Below are 19,493 nucleotides of genomic sequence, written 5' to 3'. Positions count from 1 at the left end.
ACTTATCAAATGACTGCCCAACTGATCGACGGCCTCGCCCTCTCGAAATCCATCCGCGCGGAAGTCGCGACGCGCGCCGCGGCGTTGACCGCCAAGGGCTGCCAGCCCGGCCTGGCCGTCGTCATCGTCGGCGACGACCCGGCCAGCCATGTCTATGTGCGCAACAAGGTCAAGGCCTGCGCCGACGCCGGCCTGCATTCGGTGCTCGAGAAATACGAAGCCAGTTTCAGCGAAGCCGAGCTGCTGGCCCGCATCGAGGCGCTGAACGCCGACCCGTCCATTCACGGCATCCTGGTGCAGATGCCGCTGCCCAAGCACATCAACCCGCACAAGGTCATCGAGGCCATCGCCGCCACCAAGGACGTCGATGGTTACTCGACGCTCAGCGCCGGCGAACTGATGACCCAGCTGCCCGGTTTTCGCCCCTGCACACCCTATGGCTGCATGAAGCTCATCGAGAGCACCGGCTTCGACCTGCGAGGCAAGCATGCCGTCGTCATCGGTCGCAGCAACACCGTCGGCAAGCCGATGGCCCTGCTGCTGCTGCAGGCCAATGCCACGGTCACCGTCTGCCACAGCGCGACGCCCGACATCGGCCGCCACACCCGCCAGGCCGATGTCGTCGTCGCCGCTGTCGGCCGCCGCAACATGCTGACTGCCGACATGGTCAAGCCCGGTGCCGTGGTCATCGACGTCGGCATCAACCGCAACGACGAGGGCAAGCTCTGTGGCGACGTCGACTTCGACGGCGTCAGGGAAGTGGCCGGCTGGATCACCCCCGTGCCCGGTGGGGTCGGTCCGATGACGATTGCCATGCTGCTGGTCAATACGCTTGAATCGGCCGAACGCAGCCTCAAGTCGAACTGATATGACCAATCCCCTGCTCTCCACCACCGCCCTGCCCGACTTCGCGGCCATCCAGCCCGAGCATGTGCAGCCCGCGATCACCGAGCTGCTGGCCGCGGCGCAGAAGGCGCTGGACGAGGCCACCAAGCCCGAGACGCCCGCCGACTACGAAGCGCTGTCGCGCATCCTGGACAGCAGCACCGAGCATCTGGGCGCCGCCTGGGGCGCAGTGGGCCACCTGAACGCCGTGGCCGACACGCCCGCTCTGCGCGAGGCCTACAACGCCATGCTGCCGGCCGTCACCGAGTTCAGCACCGCGATGGGCGCCAACGAGGCGCTGTTCGCCAAGTACAAGGCGGTGCTGGCCGCGCAGGGGTCGACCCTGAGCGCGCCGCGCCAGCAGGTGCTCAAGCACGCCATTCGCAACTTCGTGCTCTCCGGCGCCGAGCTGCAGGGCGCGGCCCGCGAACGCTACGCCGCCATCCAGGAGCGCAGCGCCGAGCTGCAGCAGCAGTTCAGCGAGCATGTGCTGGACGCGACCGATGGCTGGAGCCATGTCGCGACCACCGAGGAACTGGCCGGCGTGCCGCAGGATGTGCTGGACGCCACCAGGCTCGACGACGGTGGCCACAAGATCACGCTGCATTTCCCGGTCTACCTGCCCGTCATGCAGTACGCCGACAACCGCGCGCTGCGCGAGAAGCTCTACCGCGCCTATGTGACCCGCGCCAGCGAGTCGGGCAAGCCGGAGCTGGACAACACCGCCGCCATGCGCGAGATCGTCGCGCTGCGCCAGGAGGAAGCCAAGCTGCTCGGCTACGCCAGCTTCGCCGAGGTGTCGCTGGCTCCCAAGATGGCGTCGTCCCCCGATGAGGTGAAGGCCTTCCTGCGCGACCTCGCCAAGCGCGCCCGCCCCTTCGCCGAGAAGGACCTCGCCGAGTTGCGCGAGTTCGCCAACGGCCAGCCGCTGGAAAGCTGGGATGTTTCGTACTGGAGCGAGAAGCTCAAGGAAGCCCGCTACGCCTTCAGCGACCAGACGGTGAAGCAGTACTTCACCGCGCCCAAGGTCGTCGCCGGGTTGTTCTCCATCATCGAGCGCCTGTTCGACGTCAGCATCACCGAAGCGAAAGCCTCGGTCTGGCACGACACCGTCAAGTTCTACGAACTTCGCCGTGGCGGCCAACTCATCGCCCAGTTCTACCTCGACCTCTACGCTCGCAATGGCAAACGCCCCGGCGCCTGGATGGACGAGGTACGCGCCCGCTGGCTCAAGCCGACCGGCGAGCAGCAGACGCCCGTCGCCCAGCTCGTCTGCAACTTCGCTTCGCCTGTTGGCGACAAGCCGGCCCTGCTGACCCACGACGACGTCATCACGCTCTTCCATGAGTTCGGCCACGGCCTGCACCACATGCTGACGCAGGTGAACGACCTGGGCGTGTCCGGCATCTCGGGCGTCGAATGGGACGCCGTCGAGTTGCCCAGCCAGTTCATGGAGAACTTCTGCTGGGAATGGGATGTGCTGCAGCAGCTGAGCGGTCACGTCGACAGCGGCGAGCCGCTGCCCCGTGAGCTGTTCGACAAGATGACCGCGGCCAAGAATTTCCAGAGCGGCTTGATGACGCTGCGCCAGATCGAGTTCGCGCTGTTCGACATGCGCCTGCATGGCGAGCCGGGTTCCGAAGCCGACGTGCAAAAGGTGCTGGACGAAGTGCGCGCCGAAGTCGCCGTGCTGATCCCGCCGGCCTTCAACCGCTTCCAGCACAGCTTCAGCCACATCTTTGCGGGCGGCTATGCGGCTGGCTACTACAGCTACAAGTGGGCCGAGCTGCTCAGCGCCGACGCCTGGAGCGCCTTCGAGGAAGAAGGCGTATTCAACCCGGTGACCGGCAAGCGCTTTCTGACCGAAGTGCTGGAGCAGGGCGGCGCGCGCGACGCCATCGACAACTTCAAGGCCTTCCGCGGCCGCGAGCCCAGGATCGACGCTCTCTTGCGCCATCAAGGCATGAGCTGATGCGCTACGTGGCGCTTTGGCGCGGCATCAATGTCGGCAAGGCCAAGCGCCTGGCGATGGCCGACCTGAAAGCCCTGCTCGCCGAGCTCGGCGCGACCGAGGTCAGCACGCTGCTGAACAGCGGCAATGCAGTCTTCGACACCAAGAACAAGCTCGCTGCCGACAAGATCCGCGCGGCCGTGCTGGCGCAACTCGGTGTCGATGCCGCCGTCATCCTGAAGACAGCCGCGGAATGGGCGGCCATCGCGGCGGCGCACGGCATTGACGAGGCCGACGACCCCAGCCGCTTGCTCGTCGCCATTTGCGCCGACGCCACCGCGTTGCAATCCGTCGCCGACCTCGCCGCCGACAGCGGCGAGCGCTTCGTCGTCACGGCGCATGCAGCCTATCTGTGGTGCGGCAACGGCATCCTGGAGAGCAAGGCGGCGGTGCTCCTGCTCAAGAAGCTCGGCGAAGCCGGCACGACGCGCAACTGGGCGACCGTCACCAAGCTGAACGCGCTGGCCAATCCGCGCTGATCAGTCCGCGCCGTCCAGCGTAAGGACGCGCACGCCAATGCCCTCGGCCAGCGGCGCCTTCCACGGCGCACGCCTGAGCCTGCGCCGGCCGTCCGCCAGACCGGCGGCCCAGCGGGCGCGCAGCCGACCGTCGCTGAAGTCGCGCGTGGCCATGTCAGTGGGCCGGCAGCGTCGTCATGTCGTCGCAGGGAATGGCCCCGAAGACCGGCAGCGCCTCTGCGGCGGCGGCGTGCGCGACGAGGTGTGGGAACGCGTCGCCCGGCACCACGCCCGGCAGCACGAACTGCGTGAAGGTCCAGGCCACGCCGACCGTGATGCCGGACTGGCGGATGCCGGCCTCGCTGGCGTCCAGCGGCCGGGCGGCCAGCTCGGCTTCCAGCTCGGCATAGGCCGCCTGCAACTGGCCCGAGACGCGTTCCAGCCACGGCTCATGCCGCTTCTCCGCCGGGCGCAGGCCGCGCTCGTAGACGATCTGCGCGGTCTTCTCGCACGCGGCGAGCGCCAGGCCGATGAGGCGCAGCTCCTGCACCAACGCTGCGGGCGCGATCGGCATCAGGCTGCGGCCGGCCAGGGCCTCGGCATAGATCAGTTGCAGCGTCGAATCCATCAGCACGCTGCCGTCATCGCAGATGAGCGTCGGCGCCTTCACGACCGGATTGATCTGCTGGAAAGCGTCGAAGCCCCGGAACACCGAGATCGCCGCGTGCTCGAAGGGCAGGCCCAGCAGCCGCAGCGAGATCGCGACGCGGCGCACGAAGGGGGAATCGAGCATGCCGATGAGCTTCATCGTGGTTTCCTGGTCTCATCAAAACCCAGCAGGCCGTCAGCGACGACCTTGCCATGGCGACGCTCGATCTCCGCACGCATCACGCCGTTGTAGGCGTCCACATAGGCCGTCGTCAGCGGCGTGACCTCCGCGCTGTGGCTGACCCATTCCACACCGTAACGCTGCCTCATGCGCTCGGCGCGGGCGGTCTCGGCCTTGGTCGGCGGTGGCCCCGCGCGTTGCAATTTCAACAGGCCGGCCTCCACATCGGCGCGTGCACGCGCCAGGCCGCGCTCGAGCGCCAGCGCCGGCGTGCCCAAGCGCAGGTCGACGGTCGCGATCAACTGCCGCTCGCCCCCGCCCGGCGTTTGCACGACGCCGAACTCGTTGAACATCAGCACCACGGCGGCAGCCGACACCACGGCGCTCAGCAGGGCCACGACGTGGATCTTGCGGATGCCCCGCCGCTGCTGCCATTTCGGTTCGACGAACTCAGAGAGCATGGCCGCCCACGGGTCGGGTTTCGCGGTGCTCGCCGAACGCGGCGATCAGCGGCATGGCCTGCGCGATGACCCCCTTGACGGCTGGCAACTGCAGCGAGGCCTTGTGCGCGCCGGCATCGGTCCAGACCTCGGTGATCCAGACGGTGACGTCGTCGGCCGGGTCCTCGGCCACGACATAGCTCAGACAGCCCGGCAGCGCGCCGGCCTCGGCCAGCAGCAACCGGACCAGTTCGGGACGCCGTCCTGCAGCAGCCTTGAAACTGCCAATCAATCCATACATCGCATCAACTCCTTGGGCCCGGATTCTCGGCGAACGGCGCCAACGCAGCGCGGACGCGGTCTTGCCAGGCAGCCTGCTCGGTCGGCGTCCAGTCCGGCCAGCGCGGTGTCTGGGCTTCCAGCTCGGCCGCCAGGGCCTGCACGCCCGCCGACCCGGTGACCGTGGCAGCCAGGCTCAGCCGCGCCAGCCACTCCTGGGCCTGCCGCATGCGCGGGTAGGCGGCGAACAGCCAGCGCGCCACCTCGGGCCGCGCGCGCCAGTCAGCGCTGCCGAAGCGCTCGACGGCCAGTGAAGTGAGCCGCTGCCCGGCGCCCAGGCAGTCGAAGGCGACGCAGCCGGCAAAACCGCGCTCGATCAAGGCGTCATGGATGCCGCAGCGGTGGTCGGCGCAGAGATGGTGACAGGGCGTCTCGGCCGGCTTGTCGAAGCCGAAGCCCTGCACCGCGTCGAATGGCGGAACCACGCAGCACAGCGCCACGCAGGCCGAGCAGTCGGCCTTCAGGTGCGCGGGCAGCTGCAAGGCTGCCGTCATTCGGCGTCTGGCGACACGCCGACCATCCAGCCCACGCCGAAGCGGTCGCTGACCATGCCGAACAGCGGCGCCCAGAAGGTCTTGGCCAGCGGCATCGTCACTTGCCCGCCATCGGCCAGCGCCGCGAAGGCCTCGCGCGCGGCGTCTGCATCGGGGCAGTCGAGCGACAGCGAGAAGCCCTTGAAGCTGCCCTCACCGTTGCACATGCCGTCGGACATCATCAGCAGCGCCCCGCCGACGTGCAGCGTGGCATGCATGATCTTGTCCTCAGAGCCCGGTGGCAGCATGCCCTCGGGTGGTGGCTCGGGGCTTTCGGAGTTGCGCATCATGAACTCCACCTTGGCGCCCAGCGCCTTCTGGTAGAACTCGATGGCCTCCTCGCAGCGGCCGTCGAAAAACAGATAGGGCTCGATCTTCATCGCGGTCTCCGGTGCAGGGGTTGGGGAAGCGCCAAGGCTAGGGACTTTTGAAGTCGCCCGCTGTGGAAATGATGAAACTCTCGGCGTTGATGTGTTTGCGCCAGGCCGCGTTGGCCTGCTCGACGGTGACGGCGGCAAGCCTGTCGTCGCGGGCCTGGGCGGCGGCCCAGGTTTCCCCCCGCTCGGCCAGGCTGGTCAGGCCGCCGGCCAGGGCGCCGGTGTCGGCCCTGCCTTGCTTGCGGCCCTCCAGGATGTCCTGCTTGGCGCGCGCCAGCTCGGCCGCCGTCACGCCGTCGGCGGCCATCCGGGCCACCTCTTCCTTGATGACGGCGATGACCCGCTCGCGCTTGTCGGGCGCATAGCTCGCCTGGATGGCGAAGCTGCCGGCATTGCCCCAGTAACCCGCCGACAGGCTGGAGCCGATGCCATAGGTCAGGCCCTCCTTCTGGCGCACGCGTTCGGACACGCGGCTTTCCAGCCCACCGCCGCCGAAGATGTGCGCGGCCAGTTCCAGCGCCGGGTAGTCGGCGTCTTCGCTGTTGAGCGGCAGGGTCTGGTGCAGGCGCACGATGGCATTGGCCTTGTCGCGCGCGATCGCGTCGAAGCGCGCCGGCGGTATCGCCACATGCGGCTGGATGTGGCGCACGTACTTGGGCGCGGCCGGCTTCTTCCAGTCACCGAAGAGCTTGTCGATCTCGGCGGCCAGGTCCCCATTGGCAGGTTCAGGCAGGGCGCCGACCACGCTGACATGGGCCTCGTTGGTGCTCCAGTAGTCGGCATAGAAGCGCTTGACGTCGTCCAGCGTCGTCGCCTTCAGGTGGGCAATGCGCTCGTCCACGCTCATCACATAGTCGGGGTGGCCGAGACTGACGCCGCGAGCCTGGTTGTAATGGGCGCGCGTGGCCTCCTGGCGCAACACGCCCGGCTCCTGGCGCGAAGCCTCGATGCCAGAGATGGCCGCGCGCACCTCGCGTTCGAAGGAACTCAGCGGCAGCATCGGCTTGCGCAGCACGTCGGCTGCCACGCGCAGCGCCGGCAGCAGCGTGTCGCGCTCGGCGCTGAGGAAGAGGGTGGCGCCCTGGTCGTAGCTGGTGATGTTGAGGCTGGCGCGCAGCTTGATCAGCGCGTCCTGCAGTTGCTGCTTGGTGTAGCCAGCACTGCCCTCGTCCATCAGCTGGCCGATCAGGCCGGTGCCCTTGCGGGCAAACGTGGCGTCACGCTCGCCCCAGCGCAGCTGCATCTGCAGCACCACGGTGTTGCCGCGCGTCTGCTTGCGCAGCGTGTGCAGCTGGATGCCACTGGGCAGCGTGGTGCGCGTCGTGCGTGACTCCAGCGCGGCCGGCACTGGCTCCAGTTGCTCGCCATCCTCCACCTTGGGCGGGCCCTGCAGCCCCGCCAGCCGCTGGTCCAGCGGCGGCGCGGCGGGGATCTCGACACGCTCGGTGCTGCTGGCCGGCAGGTAGCGGCCCAGAGTCCGGTTGGCCGGCCTGAAATAGGCGGCGCGCACGCGCTCCACGTCGGCCAACGTGACACGCGGAATGTCTTCCATCAGCTGGAACAGCAGCCGCCAGTCACCGGCAGCGATGAGGCCGGAGATCTGCTGGATCAGGGCCTCGGGGTTCTTCATCTGCTGGCGGTAGCTGTTGACGGCGATGTCACGCACGCGCGCCAGTTCGCTTTCCTCGAACGGCTTGGCCGTGCGGCCTTCGGCCAGGTCCAGCAGCAGCGTCTCGATCCTGGCCACATCCGCATCCGGCGGCAGCGCCGCGAAGGCGCTGACCGTGCCGGGGTCGGCCCCGCCCGCACCGCCGATGCCGGCCGCCACGGCCAGCTTGGGCTCCACCAGCTGCTTGAACAGCTGGCCGCTCGGCTGCAGGCTCATCAACAGACCGTAGACGATCAGCGCCGGCGTGTCGGGATGCGTGATGGCCGGCACGTGATAGCTGGCCAGCAGGATGGGCTGGCCGCCGACGCGGCGCACGACGACCGTGCGCTCGCCGTCCTGGGCCGGCTCGACCGTGTAGGGCTGGGGCACCGGTGCCGCCGGCTTGCTCACCGCGCCAAAGTGCTTGCTGATCAAGGCCAGCGTCGCCGACTTGTCAAACTGGCCGGCGATGAAAAGCGTGGCGTTGTCGGGCCGGTAGTAGCGCTTGTAGAAGGCCTGCAGCTTCTCGATGGGCACGTTCTCGATGTCGCTGCGGGGGCCGATGGTCGCGTTGCCGTAGGGGTGCCAGGCAAACGCCGCCGCATTGACGCGCTGGTTCAGCACCGCAAAGGGCTGGTTCTCGCCGCGCTCGAACTCGTTGCGCACGACCGTCATCTCGGTGTCCAGGTCGGCCTTGGCGACGCGGCTGTTGGCCATGCGGTCGGCCTCCAGGTCGAGCAGGAAGGCCAGCGTGTCGGCACTGGCATTGAAGGACGCGAAGTAGTTGGTGCGGTCCACCGTCGTCGTGCCGTTGAAGCGCACGCCGCGCTGGGCCATTGCGCCAGGGATGTCCTTGTGCCGCCCGGTGCCCTTGAAGAGCATGTGCTCCAGCAGATGCGCCATGCCGTACTCGCCCGCCACCTCGTGGCGGCTGCCAACACGGTAGGTGATGTTGACGGTCGTCGTGGTCTGCGTCGGGTCCGGAAAGAGCAGGATCTGCAGGCCGTTGGGCAGGCGGTATTCCTCGATGCCAGCCAGTTCACGCACGCGCTCGGGCAGGCCCACCACGGCGGCGGGCGCTGCCACCGGGGCTGCGGCCGGCCTGGCGTTGGCGGCGGGTTGCGCCTGGGCTGCACCCAGGGCCAGTCCCAGCAAGGCGATGCCCAGGCTACGCGGCATCCACCCATCCAGCTTGATCGTCATCTTGTCTCTCTCCAATCGACCGCATCTTCGGCCTGGCGGGGATTCTGCGTGGTTTTCGCGCGGCGCCCCTTCGTCATTCCCAACGCCGAGTTGGGTGCGATAGCCGACGGGTTGCACCCGCCGGGCGCCGCCCGTGGACAGGCGCTAGAGATCAGCCAGAAGGGCCGACACCGCATCCATCCCGGCCGGCTTGGTCAGGTGCGCGTTGAAGCCGGCGGCGCGCGAGCGCTTCTTGTCTTCCTCCGAACCCCAGCCCGTCAGCGCCACCAGCAGCGTGGACGCAAAGCGCTCGTCCTGGCGCAGCCGCGTGGCGAACTCGTGGCCGCCGATGCCGGGCATGCCGAGGTCGCAGAAGATGGCCTGGGGCAGAAATTCCGCGGCCTTCCGCAGCGCGGCCTGGCCGCTGTTCTCGACCTGGACCTCGTGGCCGGACAGCGCCAGCAGCATGGCCAGCGAGGTCGCCGCATCATCGTTGTCGTCGACGACGAGGATGCGCACCGGGCGCACCACCTCAAGCTCGCTGTCGGCCGCTAGCGGCGCCGGCACGGAGTCTTCAGGCGCCAGCGGCAGCTCGATGGTGAAGGTGCTGCCCAGACCCGGGCCGGCGCTGGCCGCGTTGACGCGGCCGCCGTGCATGGTCACCAGGGTCCTGACCAGCGCCAGGCCGATGCCCAGGCCGCCCTGGGCGCGCGACAGCGAACGGTTGACCTGCGCGAACATGTCGAAGACGCGCGCGATCATGTCCTGCGGCAGGCCCACGCCGCTGTCGCGCACGGCCAGCACGGCCTGTCCGTCCGCACGGGCCAGCGTGACGGCGATGTCGCCGCCATCCGGCGTGTATTTGGCCGCGTTGTTGAGCAGGTTGCTCAGCGACTGCGAGAGGCGCGTGAGGTCGCCGTCCACCCACAGCGCCTCGTCGGGCAGCGTCACGCTCAGGCGGTGACCGCCTCGCTCTATGAGCGGCTGGCAGGCTTCCAAGGCCATCTCGACGACGCGGCGCATGTCCAGCGGCTCGCGCTGCAGCACCAGCTTGCCCGTCGAGATACGCGACACCTCCAGCAGATCGTCGATGAGGCGCAGCAGCTGGCTCATCTGCCTGTCCATCATGCGCATGACGCTCTTGACATGGGTCTCGTCCTGCACGGGCCGCGCCAGCAGTTGCAGGCCGGTGCGGATGGGCGCCAGCGGGTTGCGCAGCTCGTGCGCCAGCGTGGCGAGGAACTCGTCCTTGCGTTGGTCAGCCAGACGCAACGAGCGGTCCGCCCGCATCAGCGAGTCGATCTGGTCACGGATCTGGTATTGCCAGCGCCGGCCGCGCAGCGCCGTGCGCACGGCGCTGACCATGGCGCGCATCGATGTCGGTCGGTCCAGCATCGTGACGTTGTTCAGCCGGGCCTCGCGCAGCGCAGGTGTCTCCAGGCCGTTGCGGCACAGCGCCAGCACCGGCAGGTTGGACCACCCTGGCTGGCGCTCCAGCACGGCCACCAGCACGGGGAATCCAGGCTCGGCAAAGTTGGCGTCGGTCAGCACCAGTGCGCCGGCGCCCTCGTTGATCAGGGCTTCGGCGTGTCGCCAGCCCGTGGCCAGCACGACCTCGATGCGGGCCTCGGCCAGCAGCTTGCGCGTGACGTCGCCGTCACGTGCCGTAGGCGCCAGGACGATGACCCGTTCGCTGTAGGAGCGGTCAGCGTCTTCATGCGCCAGCATCGTTGGACTCAGACTTGTGCTTGCCCGACCCGAGTTCGACGGGGACGCCTCCCAGCACGCCGCGCAGATGTGTCAGCGGCGGGCTCAGATGGACACCGTCCGGCGCAAACCAAAGCTGCCTGATGGTGTCCTCGTGCGGGCCGCTGCGCTTCTTGACCACCGAGACCGCCTTGCGCACCGAGCCGGCATGCTCGTACATCCTGAACAGCATGACCGCATCGGCCAGGTAGCTGGTGTCGACAGGGTTGCGCATGCTCATGCCGAGCATGCCGGACTGTGCTGCGACCAGAAAGGTCGCCACGCCGTGGTTGTTCAGGTAGCTCAGCAGTTCATGCAGCTGCACGGTCAACGCCCTTTCCTCGGGCATCGCGTTCATGTAGCCGTTCAGGCTGTCGATGACGACGACGGTCGCGCCGTCGTTCTCGACCGCATTGCGCACGATGCTGGTGAACTGGCTGGGCAGCACCTCGGCCGGGTCGAGCTGGCGCACCGCCACCTGGCCGGGGCCGTTGCCCTGCTCGACCTGCAGGCCGATGCTGGCCAGGCGGTCCAGCAGCAGGGTGCGCGACTCCTCGAAGGAGAAGATGACGGCATGCGAGCCGCGCCGTGCGGCCGTGACGGCGTATTGCGCGGCGATGGTGGACTTGCCCGAACCCGCCGGGCCGATAAGCAGCGTCGCGGTACCGCGCTCGGTGCCGCCGCCCAGCAGCTCGTCGAGCGCCGGCACGCCGCTCGGCACCACATCGCGCCGGTAGGGCTTGCCATGGTCGCTGGGCGTCAGGCGCGCAAACACCTGCAGGCCGCCACGCACCAGCCGCAGGTCATGGTTGCCACTGACGTAGTCGCTGCCGCGGAACTTGGTGACGTGCAGCTGCCGCAGCGCCGGGCCGTAGGCCGGCAACGTGCGCTCCAGCGCGATCACGCCGTGGGCGATGCTGTGGACCTGCGTGTCGATGCCGTCGCCCGACCGGTCGTCCAGGAAGAGCACGGTGCAGCCGCGGCCGCTGAAGAACTGCTTGAGCGCCAGGATCTGACGGCGATAGCGCAGCGAGGTCTGCGCCAGCAAGCGCAGCTCGGACAGCGAGTCCAGCACCATGCGCGCGGGCCTGAAGCGCTCCACGGCCTGCAGCACGCGCTTGGTGGTCTCTCCGAGCTCGACCTCCGACGGGTGGTACATCGTCAGGTCGGAATCCCCCAGCAGTTCGCCCTCGTCGACGAGAAGCTCGACAAGCTCGATGCCACTCAGGTCCCAGCCATGTGACTCGGCGCTGTTGCGCAGCTCGGCGGCCGTTTCGCCCAGCGTCACGTACAGCGTGCGCTCGCCCCGGCGCGCGCCGTGCATCAGGTATTGCAGCGCCAGCGTCGTCTTGCCAGTACCCGGCGCACCGTCGATCAGGTACAGCCGCCCCGGGCTCAATCCGCCATGCAGGACATCGTCCAGGCCGGGAATTCCGGTCTCAGCGCGGGTAGTGCCAGGGGCCATGGGACCTCCATATCCTCAAATTTCCACTGCGTCATGCTGCTTGACGCCGGTCACAGAATGTGTAGGACTAAGGCTAGAAACGGCGCTGCCCGCTCACCGCGCGCACCGACAAGTCAGCCCGCCGCCTTGGCGAGCTCCAGCACCTCCGACAGCAGCCTTTGCGGGCGCAGGGGCTTGCCAAGATGGACGTTGAAACCGGCCTCGATGGCGCTGGCCCGGTCGGCATCGCGCGAGAAGGCGGTGAGCGCGATGGCGGGCATGTGCGGGCCGGCGCCCTCGCGCTGCCGCAGCTCGCGGATCAGCTCGTAGCCATCGCGGCCGGGCATGCCGATGTCGCTGATCAGCAAGTCGAAGCCGCCCGCCGCCAGGCTCTGCAGGGCCGCGTCCACCGAGGTGTCGTGATGGACCTTCACGCCCTGCTCGCAGAGGATCATCGACAGCATCGCGCCGGCATCGGGATCGTCCTCCACCAGCAGCACGCGCAGCCCCGCGAACAGCACCGACGGCGCGCCGGCCTGTGCGCCGAGGCTGCCCGCTTCCCCCAGCTCGCCGGGCAAGGTCAACAACTGCTCGCCGGGCAGCCACAGGCTGAACTGCGCCCCGTGGCCCAGGCCCTGGCTCGTGACCGTGACATGGCCGCCATGCGACTCGACGAGGTTCTTCACGATGGCCAGGCCCAGGCCCAGACCGCCGTGCTGGCGGTTGCTGGCCACATCGCTCTGCGCAAAGCGCTCGAAAACGTAGGGCAGAAAATCGGCGGCGATGCCCTGTCCCTGGTCCTTGACGGCCATGGTCACGCCGCCGTTCTCGACCCTCAGGCTCAGCGTGATCTCGCTGCCTGCGGGCGAGAACTTGATCGCGTTGCCCAGCAGGTTCCACAGCACCTGCTGCATGCGCGACTCGTCCGCGTAAATCTTGAAATCCTCACGTTCGGTGTCCAGGCGCAGGTGGTGTCCGCTGCGCTCCAGCAGCGGCTGTGCCGCGGTGGCGGCCGCCGCAAAAATGCTGCCGACGGCCACCCACTCGAGCTTGAGCGGCAGCTTGCCGAGGTTGAGGCGCGACATGTCGAGGATGTCGGAAATCAGCCGCGCCTGCAGGACGGCATTGCGCTCGATGGCGGCCAGGCCGCGCTCCATCAACTCGGGCCGGCTGCGTCTTTGCAGCATCTGCGCCCAGTTCAGGATGATGTTCAGCGGCGTGCGCAACTCGTGCGACAGCACGGCGATGAGGTCGTCCTTGAGCCGGCTGTGGCGTTCGGCGGTGCTGCGGGCGCTGCGTTCACGGTCCAGCAGCTCCTGGCGCTGCTTGGCGAGCAGCAGGCGCTGCGAGATGTCGGTGGCCACCAGCATCGCGATGCCCGGCTCGATGTAGGTGGTGGACGTCCATTCCGAAGGAATCAGCCTGCCGTCCGGTCGCTGGAGCCGGAACTCCGCGTAGGCGCTGTCGGCAGCCAGGCTCTTCACGAAGGTGGCGGCGGCCTCGGCATCCGCAGGCGCGGCCAGCTCCTGCAGCGCATGGTCGACGACCTCGTGCCGCTCGCGGCCCAGCAGGGCCAGCATGGCCGGGTTCACGTCCAGCAGCTTGCCGCCGGCGATGTCGACCAGGCCGATGCCGCCCGGGGCGCGCTCGAACGTGGCGCGAAACTTGGCCTCGCTGAAGCGCATCGCGTCTTCGGCCTCGCGCGTGCGCACCAGCGCCTGGATGGTCGAGATCATCACGGCGGGTTCCACGGGATGGGTCAGGTAGGCGTCGGCCCCGGAATCCAGCCCGCGCACCTTGTCCTCGTCGGTCAGGTAGGCGGCGGTGAGGTGGATGACCGGCAGCTTGAACGTCGCCTCCTGACGGCGCAGGCGGCGGCAGACCTCCAGGCCGTCGATGTCGGGCAGGTGGATGTCGAGCACCACCGCAGACAGGCTTTCGTCGGCCAGGCGCAACGCCTCGGCGCCGCTGGCCGCCTCGACGATTGGAAAACCCGCCGATTGCAGCTGGCGCACGGTGGCATACCGCGCCACCGGATCGTCGTTGACCACCAGCAACCGGTGCCGCGAGCGGTCCAGCTTGCGGGCGCCCGGACCCGAAGCGCCGGATGCAGGCCGCTCCTTCATGCCGCCACCCCTGCTTCACCAGGCTTGTCCAGCCGCAGCGGCACCGTGACGGAGAAGGTCGAACCGGCCCCTGCCGCGCTCTGCAGCGCGATGCTGCCGCCGAGCAACTCGGCCAGCCGCTTGCTGAGCGACAAACCAAGGCCGGTGCCGCGCAGGCGCTTCTGGATGGGCGAATCGAGCTGGGAGAAGTCCTGGAAGATGGCCGAATGGAACTCCGCAGGGATGCCGCTGCCGGTGTCCATGACCGAGAAGATCATGACGTCGCCCTGCTGCACGGCGGACACGCGGACCTCGCCCTCGGTCGTGAACTTCAGCGCGTTGGAAATGAAGTTGCGCAGGATCTGCGCGAGCTTGGTGTCGTCGCTGAAGAGCTGCGTCGTGCCCTGCGGCTCTTCGAAGATCAGCTGCACGTCGGGCGTGACCAGCACCGGCTTGAACATGCCGCGCAGCGCACTGAACAGGTCGACCAGCTCGAACCAGGCCGGTGACACATCGATACGCCCCGCCTCGACCTTGGCCAGGTCGAGCAGGTCGTTGACCATCTCGGCAAACTCCTCCGCGGTGGTGCGGATGAAGTTGACCTGCTTCTCCTGCTCCTCGGTCAGGGGCCCGTCCACGCGGTCCAGCAGCAGGCGCGTCAGGCTGCGGATGGACGAGATGGGCGTGCGGAACTCATGGCTCATATAGGCCAGGAAGCGGCTCTTCAGCTCTGTCGCCTGGCGCAGCTGCTGGGCCTGGGTGTCCAGCTCGGCGTACAGGGCGAGCACGCCGCCGTTGGTTTCTTCGAGCTCCTGCTGAAGCAGGCCGACCTGCTGGCGGGCGTCGGCAAGCGCCGCCTGCAGCGCCGGCACGTCGATGGGTGGGTGTTCAAGCATGCTTGCTGCGCCCATCGTGGCGCCGGATCACGACGACCGTGGCGTCGTCGCGGCCCCGGCAATGATCCCGGATGATCCAGCCGGCAATCACCATGGGCTCGCAGCGCAGCAGGCCCGCCGCATCCGCCAGGCTCCAGCGCGAAATGATGCCGTCCGAGTGCATCACCAGGATGGCGTGCTCGGGCCATTCATAGCTGCAGTCCTGCAGCCGGCGGATCTGCAGGCCCAGGGTGCCCGGCTGCGACATCAGGCTGCGGTCGCTGACCCCGGAGATCAGCCGCCCGGCGATATTGCCCGCGCCGGCAAAGGCCAGGCGGTCCAGCGCCGGATCGATGGCCGCGATGGCCACAGCCGCGCCGCGCGTCGCGCGCATCGTGGCATGCGCGTCTTCCAGCACGCCGGCCGGGTCGTTGAAGCTGGAGTTCTGAAACAGCCGCAGGACCATGTCCGAAGCCTTGGCGGCCTCCGGGCCGTGCCCCAGTCCATCGGCCATCAGCAGCATGGCACACCGATCCCGGATGCGCAGGCCCCAGCCGTCGCCCGACACCTGCTCGCCCGGCGCCGGCAAGGTGATGCCGGCAACGGTGAGGCCGCTGGCCGACGCCGCGACAGGCCCGGCGGCGGCTTCGAAGCGCGCCGAGATGACAGCGCCGCGCTGCGGCAGCGAGAAGGCCGAGAAGCGGTTGGCGATGCGCTTGACCGCACCCAGCCCGGTGCCGGCGGAGCCGCCGGTCGAGAAGCCGTCCTGCAGGCAGCGGTCCAGGTCCAACCCCGGACCGGTGTCGAGCGACAGCAGCTCGACTGCCTCGCCATCGATGCCCAGCAACAGGGCGCCGCCCCCGGCGTGGCGGACGAGGTTGGTGCCGAGCTCGGTCACGCCCAGCGCCAGGCGCCCCGCAGCGGCTTCGTCGAAGCCGAGCTCGACGGCCAAGGCCTGCGCCGTGCGCCGCACCGCGCCAACCTGGCTCGCATCCTCGACGGGAAAGCGTTGATAGGGACGCATGGCCGCCTACTTCCAGCGCGTGATCGTCACGCGGGTGCCCTGGCCGAGCGTCGACAACAGCTCGAACTCATTGACCAGCCGCTTGCTGCCCGACAAACCCTTGCCCATGCCGGTGCCAGAGGTCCAGCCGTCCTTCATGGCCAGGTCCAGATCGGAAATGCCCGGGCCCCTGTCGACGAAGGACAGCGTCAGGCCGGCACGCAGCCCGTCACGATGCAGCTTCCACTGCACGTCGCCGCCGCCGCCATAGATCAGCATGTTGCGTGACAGCTCGCTGGCCGCCGTGATCATCTTGGTCTGGTCCACCAGAGAGAAACCGATCTGCTGCGTCAGCTTGCGCACCAGCTGCCGGCTGAGGACGACATCCCGCTCGCTGTGCACGGCTACCGTGCCCTCATCGCCAGTCGAATCTGTCGTCATCTGACTGCTCCGCGGTTGCCTGATGAAGCAGTTCCAGGCCACGCTCGACATTGAGCGCGGTACGCACGCCGTCCAGCGACAGCCCGAGCTCGACCAACGTGATCGCGACGGCCGGCTGCATGCCCACCACGACCGAGGTTGCGCCCAGCACGTTGGCGATGCCGGAGATGTTGACCAGCATGCGGCCGATGAAGGAATCGACGATCTCGAGCGCGGAGATGTCGATCAGCACACCGGTGGCGCCGCTGCGTTCGATTCTGGCGGCGAGGTCATCCTGCAGCGCCAACGCGGTCTGGTCCATCAGGTCGATCTGGATCGTGACCAGCAGCCGCCGGCCGATCTGGAGGATGGGGATGCGATCCATGTCAGGCCGCCGCCGGAGGCGTTGCGGCCGGCTTGCCGCGGCTGACGCTGAAGCCTGCGCGCTTCATGGCCACGGCCAGCGCGTCGGCCAAGGTCGCCTTCGTGATGACACCCTGCAGGTCGATGCCGAGGTGGACGATGGTTTGCGCGATCTGCGGGCGGATGCCGCTGATGATGCATTCCGCGCCCATCAGGCGGATCGCCGTCACGGTCTTGAGCAGATGCTGGGCGACCAGCGTGTCCACGGTGGGCACGCCGGTGATGTCGATGATGGCGATGGTCGAGCCGGTGTCGACGATGCGCTGCAACAGCGCCTCCATCACCAGCTGCGTACGGCCGCTGTCCAGGGTGCCGATCATCGGCACCGCCAGCACGCCGTCCCACAGCTTGATGACCGGGGTCGACAGCTCCAGCAACTCCTGCTGCTGGCGGGCGATGATCTCCTCGCGAGTGCGCTGGTAGGCCGTCACCGTGAACTGCGCCATGCTGTCGATCAGCGTCGACACATCCCACACCGCGCTCAGCAGCGCCGCGGGCTCGTTGCCGAGCATGCGCTGCAGCCCCGAGAACAGCGGCTTCTTCAGCGCCAGCACGAAGCGGCTGGTGTCCGCCGCAGTGGAGCCCTGCGCGGCGCGTGAGCGTGACAGGCTGGCCAGCAAGTCTCGGCCGGCCTCCCAGACCTTGTCATTGAAATCGTCGATGCGGCCATTGGCACGCAGGCCCGCCAGCAGGGCCTCCAGCAGTTGCGCGGTGCCTTGCACGTCGGTGTTCGACGCCCGCCCCCCGCTCGCGACCGCCAGTTCGGACTGCCACTCCGCAAGCACCTGTTCACGATGTTGCGCCAGCAGCGTTTCGACGGCCGCACTGTTCTGCTTCATAGGGTTCCCGTGTGGCCTCACGGCCATCTCTGGGCACCGGGAGGCGCCCAACGATGGAATGTAGCCGTCGGGACCGCGCCGCCGTGTGGGAGAAGGCCGCGACCGTTGCCGTCGTGTGAACAGGCCCTACCGCCGCCACGGCAGGCTGTGGATGGTCTTCGCCGCCTCGGCTGCCGTCAGCGCCTTTGAAAACAGCCAGCCCTGCCCCACCTGCACGCCCAGCTGCTCCAGCAGCGCTGCCTGCTTTTCGTCCTCGACGCCCTCGGCCAGCGTCTGCTTGCCCAGCGCCGCGCCGAGGCCAACGATGGTGCGGACGATCTCCTGGGCCTCGCGGCCCGCGGCCAGTCGCACGACGAAGCTGCGGTCGATCTTCAGTGTGTCGAACGGGAAGCGGTGCAGATAGGTCAGCGATGAATAGCCCGTGCCGAAGTCGTCGAGGCTGAGCTTGAAGCCCATGCGAGCCAGCTCCTGCAGCACCTCGGCGCTGCGCTGCGGGTTGGCCATGGCCATGCTCTCGGTCACCTCCAGCTTGAGGCGGTGCGTGGGCACGTCACCCAGCGCCGCCAGCGTGGCGCGCGCGTCGGCCAGCAGTTCCAGGTCGCGCTCCAGCTGCACACCGGACAGATTGACAGCCACCTCGCCGGTGAAACCAATCGCTTGCCAGCGCCTCAACTGAGCGGCAGCCTCCAGCAGCGCCCAACGCCCTATTGCCAAGATCTGACCGCTGGCCTCGGCCACCGCAATGAAGTCGCCCGGCATGATGACGCCACGCTCCGGGTGGCGCCAGCGGATCAGCGCCTCGAAGCCGAGCAGCGCGCGATCGGACAAGCGCACGAAGGGCTGGTAATGCAGCTCGAACTGCGTGCCGCTGGCCAGCGCCGCATCGATGGCATCGCGCAGCCAGCGGCGCGATTGCTCGACAAGCTGCTCGGCCGGGTCGAACTCATGCGTCTGCCCCGGGCCGTCCGCCTTGGCACGGGCGAGCGCACCTTCGACCGCGGCCATCAGCTCGTCGGCTGTCATGGGGCCGTGGCGGCACTGGGCCCAGGCGATGCCGGCCGTCAGCTGCAACATCGGCGTGGCCACATTGAACGGCGGCTGCAGCAGGGCTTGCACGCGGCGGGCCAGGCCGGCGGCGTGGTCACCGCCGGACAGCAACAGGGCGAACTGGTCCGGCCCCATGCGTGCCACGAGATGACGCGTGCCGAACGCCGAGCGCAAGCGGGCGCCCAGCTCGGCCAGCACCGCGTCGCCCACCACAAGGCCGTGCACCTCGTTGAGCGCGCGAAAGCCGTCCAGGCCCAACAGCAGCAGGCCGGTCTCGGGCGCGGGTACGCCGCCCAGCAGTTGCGTCAGCTGCTCGCGCAACAGCACGCGATTGGCCACGCCGGTGAGGCGGTCGTGCAGCGCATCGAAGCTGATCTGGCGCTGCAGGCGCTGGCTCTCCGAGATGTCGGTGAGCGAGCCGGCCATGCGCACGGGCCGGCCGGCTTCGCGCACCGCCAGGCCCCGCGCCAGCAACCAGCGCTCCTGGCCGCCTTGGCTGAAATGCATCATGTGGTGGAACTGCAGGCTCTTGCCGTCAAGGTGGGCCTGAAGCTCGGCATCAAAGGCATGGCGCGCGGCGGGCTCCAGCGGCTGCGTCCAGGCCTGGATGGTCTGGCCCGCCTCGGCCGAAGACAGGCCCATCAACACCAGCCAGCGCGGCGAGTAATAGACCTCACCCGTCGCCAGGTCCCAATCCCACAGGCCATCATTGGCGCCCTGGGCGGCCAGCGCATAGCGCTGCTCGCTGGCGGCCAGACGGCGCGCGGCCTCGCGGCGCTGGCCCTGCTCGATGCTGGCGCGCAGTGCGCTGGCACCCAACGCGGCAGCGGCCAGCGCCAGCAGGGGCGGCGCCAGCGCGAACACCAAGTAGTGGCTCTCGAAGGCCCAT

The 19,493-nt window shown here is 68.6% G+C and carries 19 protein-coding genes; 3 read left to right on the top strand and 16 right to left on the bottom strand.

Features of this window, described 5'->3' with window-relative positions:
- Window positions 1-9 precede the first annotated feature (9 nt).
- The 3 genes from folD to ACT6S0_RS12505 are packed head-to-tail and all read left to right on the top strand — an operon-like array spanning window position 10 to window position 3,375.
- Window positions 10-867: a bifunctional methylenetetrahydrofolate dehydrogenase/methenyltetrahydrofolate cyclohydrolase FolD gene (folD, locus tag ACT6S0_RS12515; protein WP_444764156.1), complete on the top strand. Its 858-nt coding sequence runs from the start codon at window positions 10-12 to the stop codon at window positions 865-867.
- A 1-nt stretch (window position 868) separates the two neighbouring features.
- A complete protein-coding gene (locus ACT6S0_RS12510) occupies window positions 869-2,857 on the top strand; it encodes a M3 family metallopeptidase (RefSeq protein WP_444764155.1) in 1,989 nt (662 codons plus the stop codon).
- Window positions 2,857-3,375: a DUF1697 domain-containing protein gene (locus ACT6S0_RS12505; RefSeq protein ID WP_444764154.1), complete on the top strand. Its 519-nt coding sequence runs from the start codon at window positions 2,857-2,859 to the stop codon at window positions 3,373-3,375. Before ACT6S0_RS12510 ends, ACT6S0_RS12505 begins: the two co-directional genes overlap by 1 nt.
- Here ACT6S0_RS12505 and ACT6S0_RS12500 read toward each other — a convergent pair whose 3' ends face one another.
- From ACT6S0_RS12500 to ACT6S0_RS12425, 16 genes are all read right to left on the bottom strand, one after another.
- Complete coding sequence (locus ACT6S0_RS12500; RefSeq protein ID WP_444764153.1) at window positions 3,376-3,528, bottom strand: DUF3734 domain-containing protein; 153 nt, start codon at window positions 3,526-3,528, stop codon at window positions 3,376-3,378. It lies immediately after the preceding gene.
- A gap of 1 nt (window position 3,529) precedes the next feature.
- Entirely contained in the window at window positions 3,530-4,162 is a 633-nt protein-coding gene (locus tag ACT6S0_RS12495) for a glutathione S-transferase family protein (RefSeq protein WP_444764152.1), read from the bottom strand.
- Window positions 4,159-4,644 (bottom strand): hypothetical protein, encoded by a 486-nt coding sequence (locus ACT6S0_RS12490; RefSeq protein ID WP_444764151.1) that lies wholly within the window; start codon window positions 4,642-4,644, stop codon window positions 4,159-4,161. Before ACT6S0_RS12490 ends, ACT6S0_RS12495 begins: the two co-directional genes overlap by 4 nt.
- The gene (locus ACT6S0_RS12485; protein ID WP_444764150.1) at window positions 4,634-4,924 is read right to left on the bottom strand and encodes a putative quinol monooxygenase; all 291 of its coding nucleotides are present in this window, start codon (window positions 4,922-4,924) and stop codon (window positions 4,634-4,636) included. Before ACT6S0_RS12485 ends, ACT6S0_RS12490 begins: the two co-directional genes overlap by 11 nt.
- Before the next feature lie 4 nt (window positions 4,925-4,928).
- Window positions 4,929-5,456 carry a hypothetical protein gene (locus ACT6S0_RS12480; protein ID WP_444764149.1) on the bottom strand — a complete coding sequence of 176 codons (528 nt, stop codon included), beginning with the start codon at window positions 5,454-5,456 and terminating at the stop codon, window positions 4,929-4,931.
- On the bottom strand, window positions 5,453-5,875 hold the full coding sequence (locus ACT6S0_RS12475; protein ID WP_444764148.1) for a VOC family protein: 423 nt from the start codon (window positions 5,873-5,875) through the stop codon (window positions 5,453-5,455). Before ACT6S0_RS12475 ends, ACT6S0_RS12480 begins: the two co-directional genes overlap by 4 nt.
- A 37-nt stretch (window positions 5,876-5,912) precedes the next feature.
- Window positions 5,913-8,723: a M16 family metallopeptidase gene (locus ACT6S0_RS12470; protein WP_444764147.1), complete on the bottom strand. Its 2,811-nt coding sequence runs from the start codon at window positions 8,721-8,723 to the stop codon at window positions 5,913-5,915.
- Between the two features lie 144 nt (window positions 8,724-8,867).
- Window positions 8,868-10,430, bottom strand: a complete 1,563-nt coding sequence (locus tag ACT6S0_RS12465; RefSeq protein ID WP_444764146.1) for a hybrid sensor histidine kinase/response regulator — start codon at window positions 10,428-10,430, stop codon at window positions 8,868-8,870.
- Window positions 10,417-11,913 (bottom strand): ATPase domain-containing protein, encoded by a 1,497-nt coding sequence (locus ACT6S0_RS12460; RefSeq protein ID WP_444764145.1) that lies wholly within the window; start codon window positions 11,911-11,913, stop codon window positions 10,417-10,419. Before ACT6S0_RS12460 ends, ACT6S0_RS12465 begins: the two co-directional genes overlap by 14 nt.
- Window positions 11,914-12,026: 113 nt before the next feature.
- Window positions 12,027-14,018 carry a response regulator gene (locus ACT6S0_RS12455; protein ID WP_444764144.1) on the bottom strand — a complete coding sequence of 664 codons (1,992 nt, stop codon included), beginning with the start codon at window positions 14,016-14,018 and terminating at the stop codon, window positions 12,027-12,029.
- A complete protein-coding gene (locus ACT6S0_RS12450; RefSeq protein ID WP_444764143.1) occupies window positions 14,015-14,893 on the bottom strand; it encodes a sensor histidine kinase in 879 nt (292 codons plus the stop codon). Before ACT6S0_RS12450 ends, ACT6S0_RS12455 begins: the two co-directional genes overlap by 4 nt.
- Entirely contained in the window at window positions 14,886-15,896 is a 1,011-nt protein-coding gene (locus tag ACT6S0_RS12445) for a SpoIIE family protein phosphatase (protein WP_444764142.1), read from the bottom strand. Before ACT6S0_RS12445 ends, ACT6S0_RS12450 begins: the two co-directional genes overlap by 8 nt.
- Window positions 15,897-15,902: 6 nt before the next feature.
- The gene (locus tag ACT6S0_RS12440; protein WP_444764141.1) at window positions 15,903-16,316 is read right to left on the bottom strand and encodes an anti-sigma regulatory factor; all 414 of its coding nucleotides are present in this window, start codon (window positions 16,314-16,316) and stop codon (window positions 15,903-15,905) included.
- Window positions 16,291-16,680 carry an STAS domain-containing protein gene (locus ACT6S0_RS12435; protein ID WP_444764140.1) on the bottom strand — a complete coding sequence of 130 codons (390 nt, stop codon included), beginning with the start codon at window positions 16,678-16,680 and terminating at the stop codon, window positions 16,291-16,293. Before ACT6S0_RS12435 ends, ACT6S0_RS12440 begins: the two co-directional genes overlap by 26 nt.
- 1 nt (window position 16,681) lies before the next feature.
- The gene (locus ACT6S0_RS12430; protein WP_444764139.1) at window positions 16,682-17,557 is read right to left on the bottom strand and encodes an STAS domain-containing protein; all 876 of its coding nucleotides are present in this window, start codon (window positions 17,555-17,557) and stop codon (window positions 16,682-16,684) included.
- Between the two features lie 126 nt (window positions 17,558-17,683).
- The coding region (locus tag ACT6S0_RS12425; protein WP_444764138.1) for a putative bifunctional diguanylate cyclase/phosphodiesterase at window positions 17,684-19,493 on the bottom strand (1,810 nt) is incomplete at its 5' end.

The organism is Roseateles sp. (genome assembly GCF_052436255.1).
Classification (GTDB): Bacteria; Pseudomonadota; Gammaproteobacteria; order Burkholderiales; family Burkholderiaceae_C; genus Pelomonas.
This window is presented reverse-complemented; position numbering and strand designations above follow the sequence as displayed.

Coding starts and splice junctions, on each gene's coding strand:
- folD (WP_444764156.1), top strand. CDS start 10: ATGACTGCCCAACTGATCGACGGCCTCGCCCTCTCGAAATCCATCCGC.
- ACT6S0_RS12510 (WP_444764155.1), top strand. CDS start 869: ATGACCAATCCCCTGCTCTCCACCACCGCCCTGCCCGACTTCGCGGCC.
- ACT6S0_RS12505 (WP_444764154.1), top strand. CDS start 2,857: ATGCGCTACGTGGCGCTTTGGCGCGGCATCAATGTCGGCAAGGCCAAG.
- ACT6S0_RS12500 (WP_444764153.1), bottom strand. CDS start 3,528: ATGGCCACGCGCGACTTCAGCGACGGTCGGCTGCGCGCCCGCTGGGCC.
- ACT6S0_RS12495 (WP_444764152.1), bottom strand. CDS start 4,162: ATGAAGCTCATCGGCATGCTCGATTCCCCCTTCGTGCGCCGCGTCGCG.
- ACT6S0_RS12490 (WP_444764151.1), bottom strand. CDS start 4,644: ATGCTCTCTGAGTTCGTCGAACCGAAATGGCAGCAGCGGCGGGGCATC.
- ACT6S0_RS12485 (WP_444764150.1), bottom strand. CDS start 4,924: ATGTATGGATTGATTGGCAGTTTCAAGGCTGCTGCAGGACGGCGTCCC.
- ACT6S0_RS12480 (WP_444764149.1), bottom strand. CDS start 5,456: ATGACGGCAGCCTTGCAGCTGCCCGCGCACCTGAAGGCCGACTGCTCG.
- ACT6S0_RS12475 (WP_444764148.1), bottom strand. CDS start 5,875: ATGAAGATCGAGCCCTATCTGTTTTTCGACGGCCGCTGCGAGGAGGCC.
- ACT6S0_RS12470 (WP_444764147.1), bottom strand. CDS start 8,723: ATGACGATCAAGCTGGATGGGTGGATGCCGCGTAGCCTGGGCATCGCC.
- ACT6S0_RS12465 (WP_444764146.1), bottom strand. CDS start 10,430: ATGCTGGCGCATGAAGACGCTGACCGCTCCTACAGCGAACGGGTCATC.
- ACT6S0_RS12460 (WP_444764145.1), bottom strand. CDS start 11,913: ATGGCCCCTGGCACTACCCGCGCTGAGACCGGAATTCCCGGCCTGGAC.
- ACT6S0_RS12455 (WP_444764144.1), bottom strand. CDS start 14,018: ATGAAGGAGCGGCCTGCATCCGGCGCTTCGGGTCCGGGCGCCCGCAAG.
- ACT6S0_RS12450 (WP_444764143.1), bottom strand. CDS start 14,893: ATGCTTGAACACCCACCCATCGACGTGCCGGCGCTGCAGGCGGCGCTT.
- ACT6S0_RS12445 (WP_444764142.1), bottom strand. CDS start 15,896: ATGCGTCCCTATCAACGCTTTCCCGTCGAGGATGCGAGCCAGGTTGGC.
- ACT6S0_RS12440 (WP_444764141.1), bottom strand. CDS start 16,316: ATGACGACAGATTCGACTGGCGATGAGGGCACGGTAGCCGTGCACAGC.
- ACT6S0_RS12435 (WP_444764140.1), bottom strand. CDS start 16,680: ATGGATCGCATCCCCATCCTCCAGATCGGCCGGCGGCTGCTGGTCACG.
- ACT6S0_RS12430 (WP_444764139.1), bottom strand. CDS start 17,557: ATGAAGCAGAACAGTGCGGCCGTCGAAACGCTGCTGGCGCAACATCGT.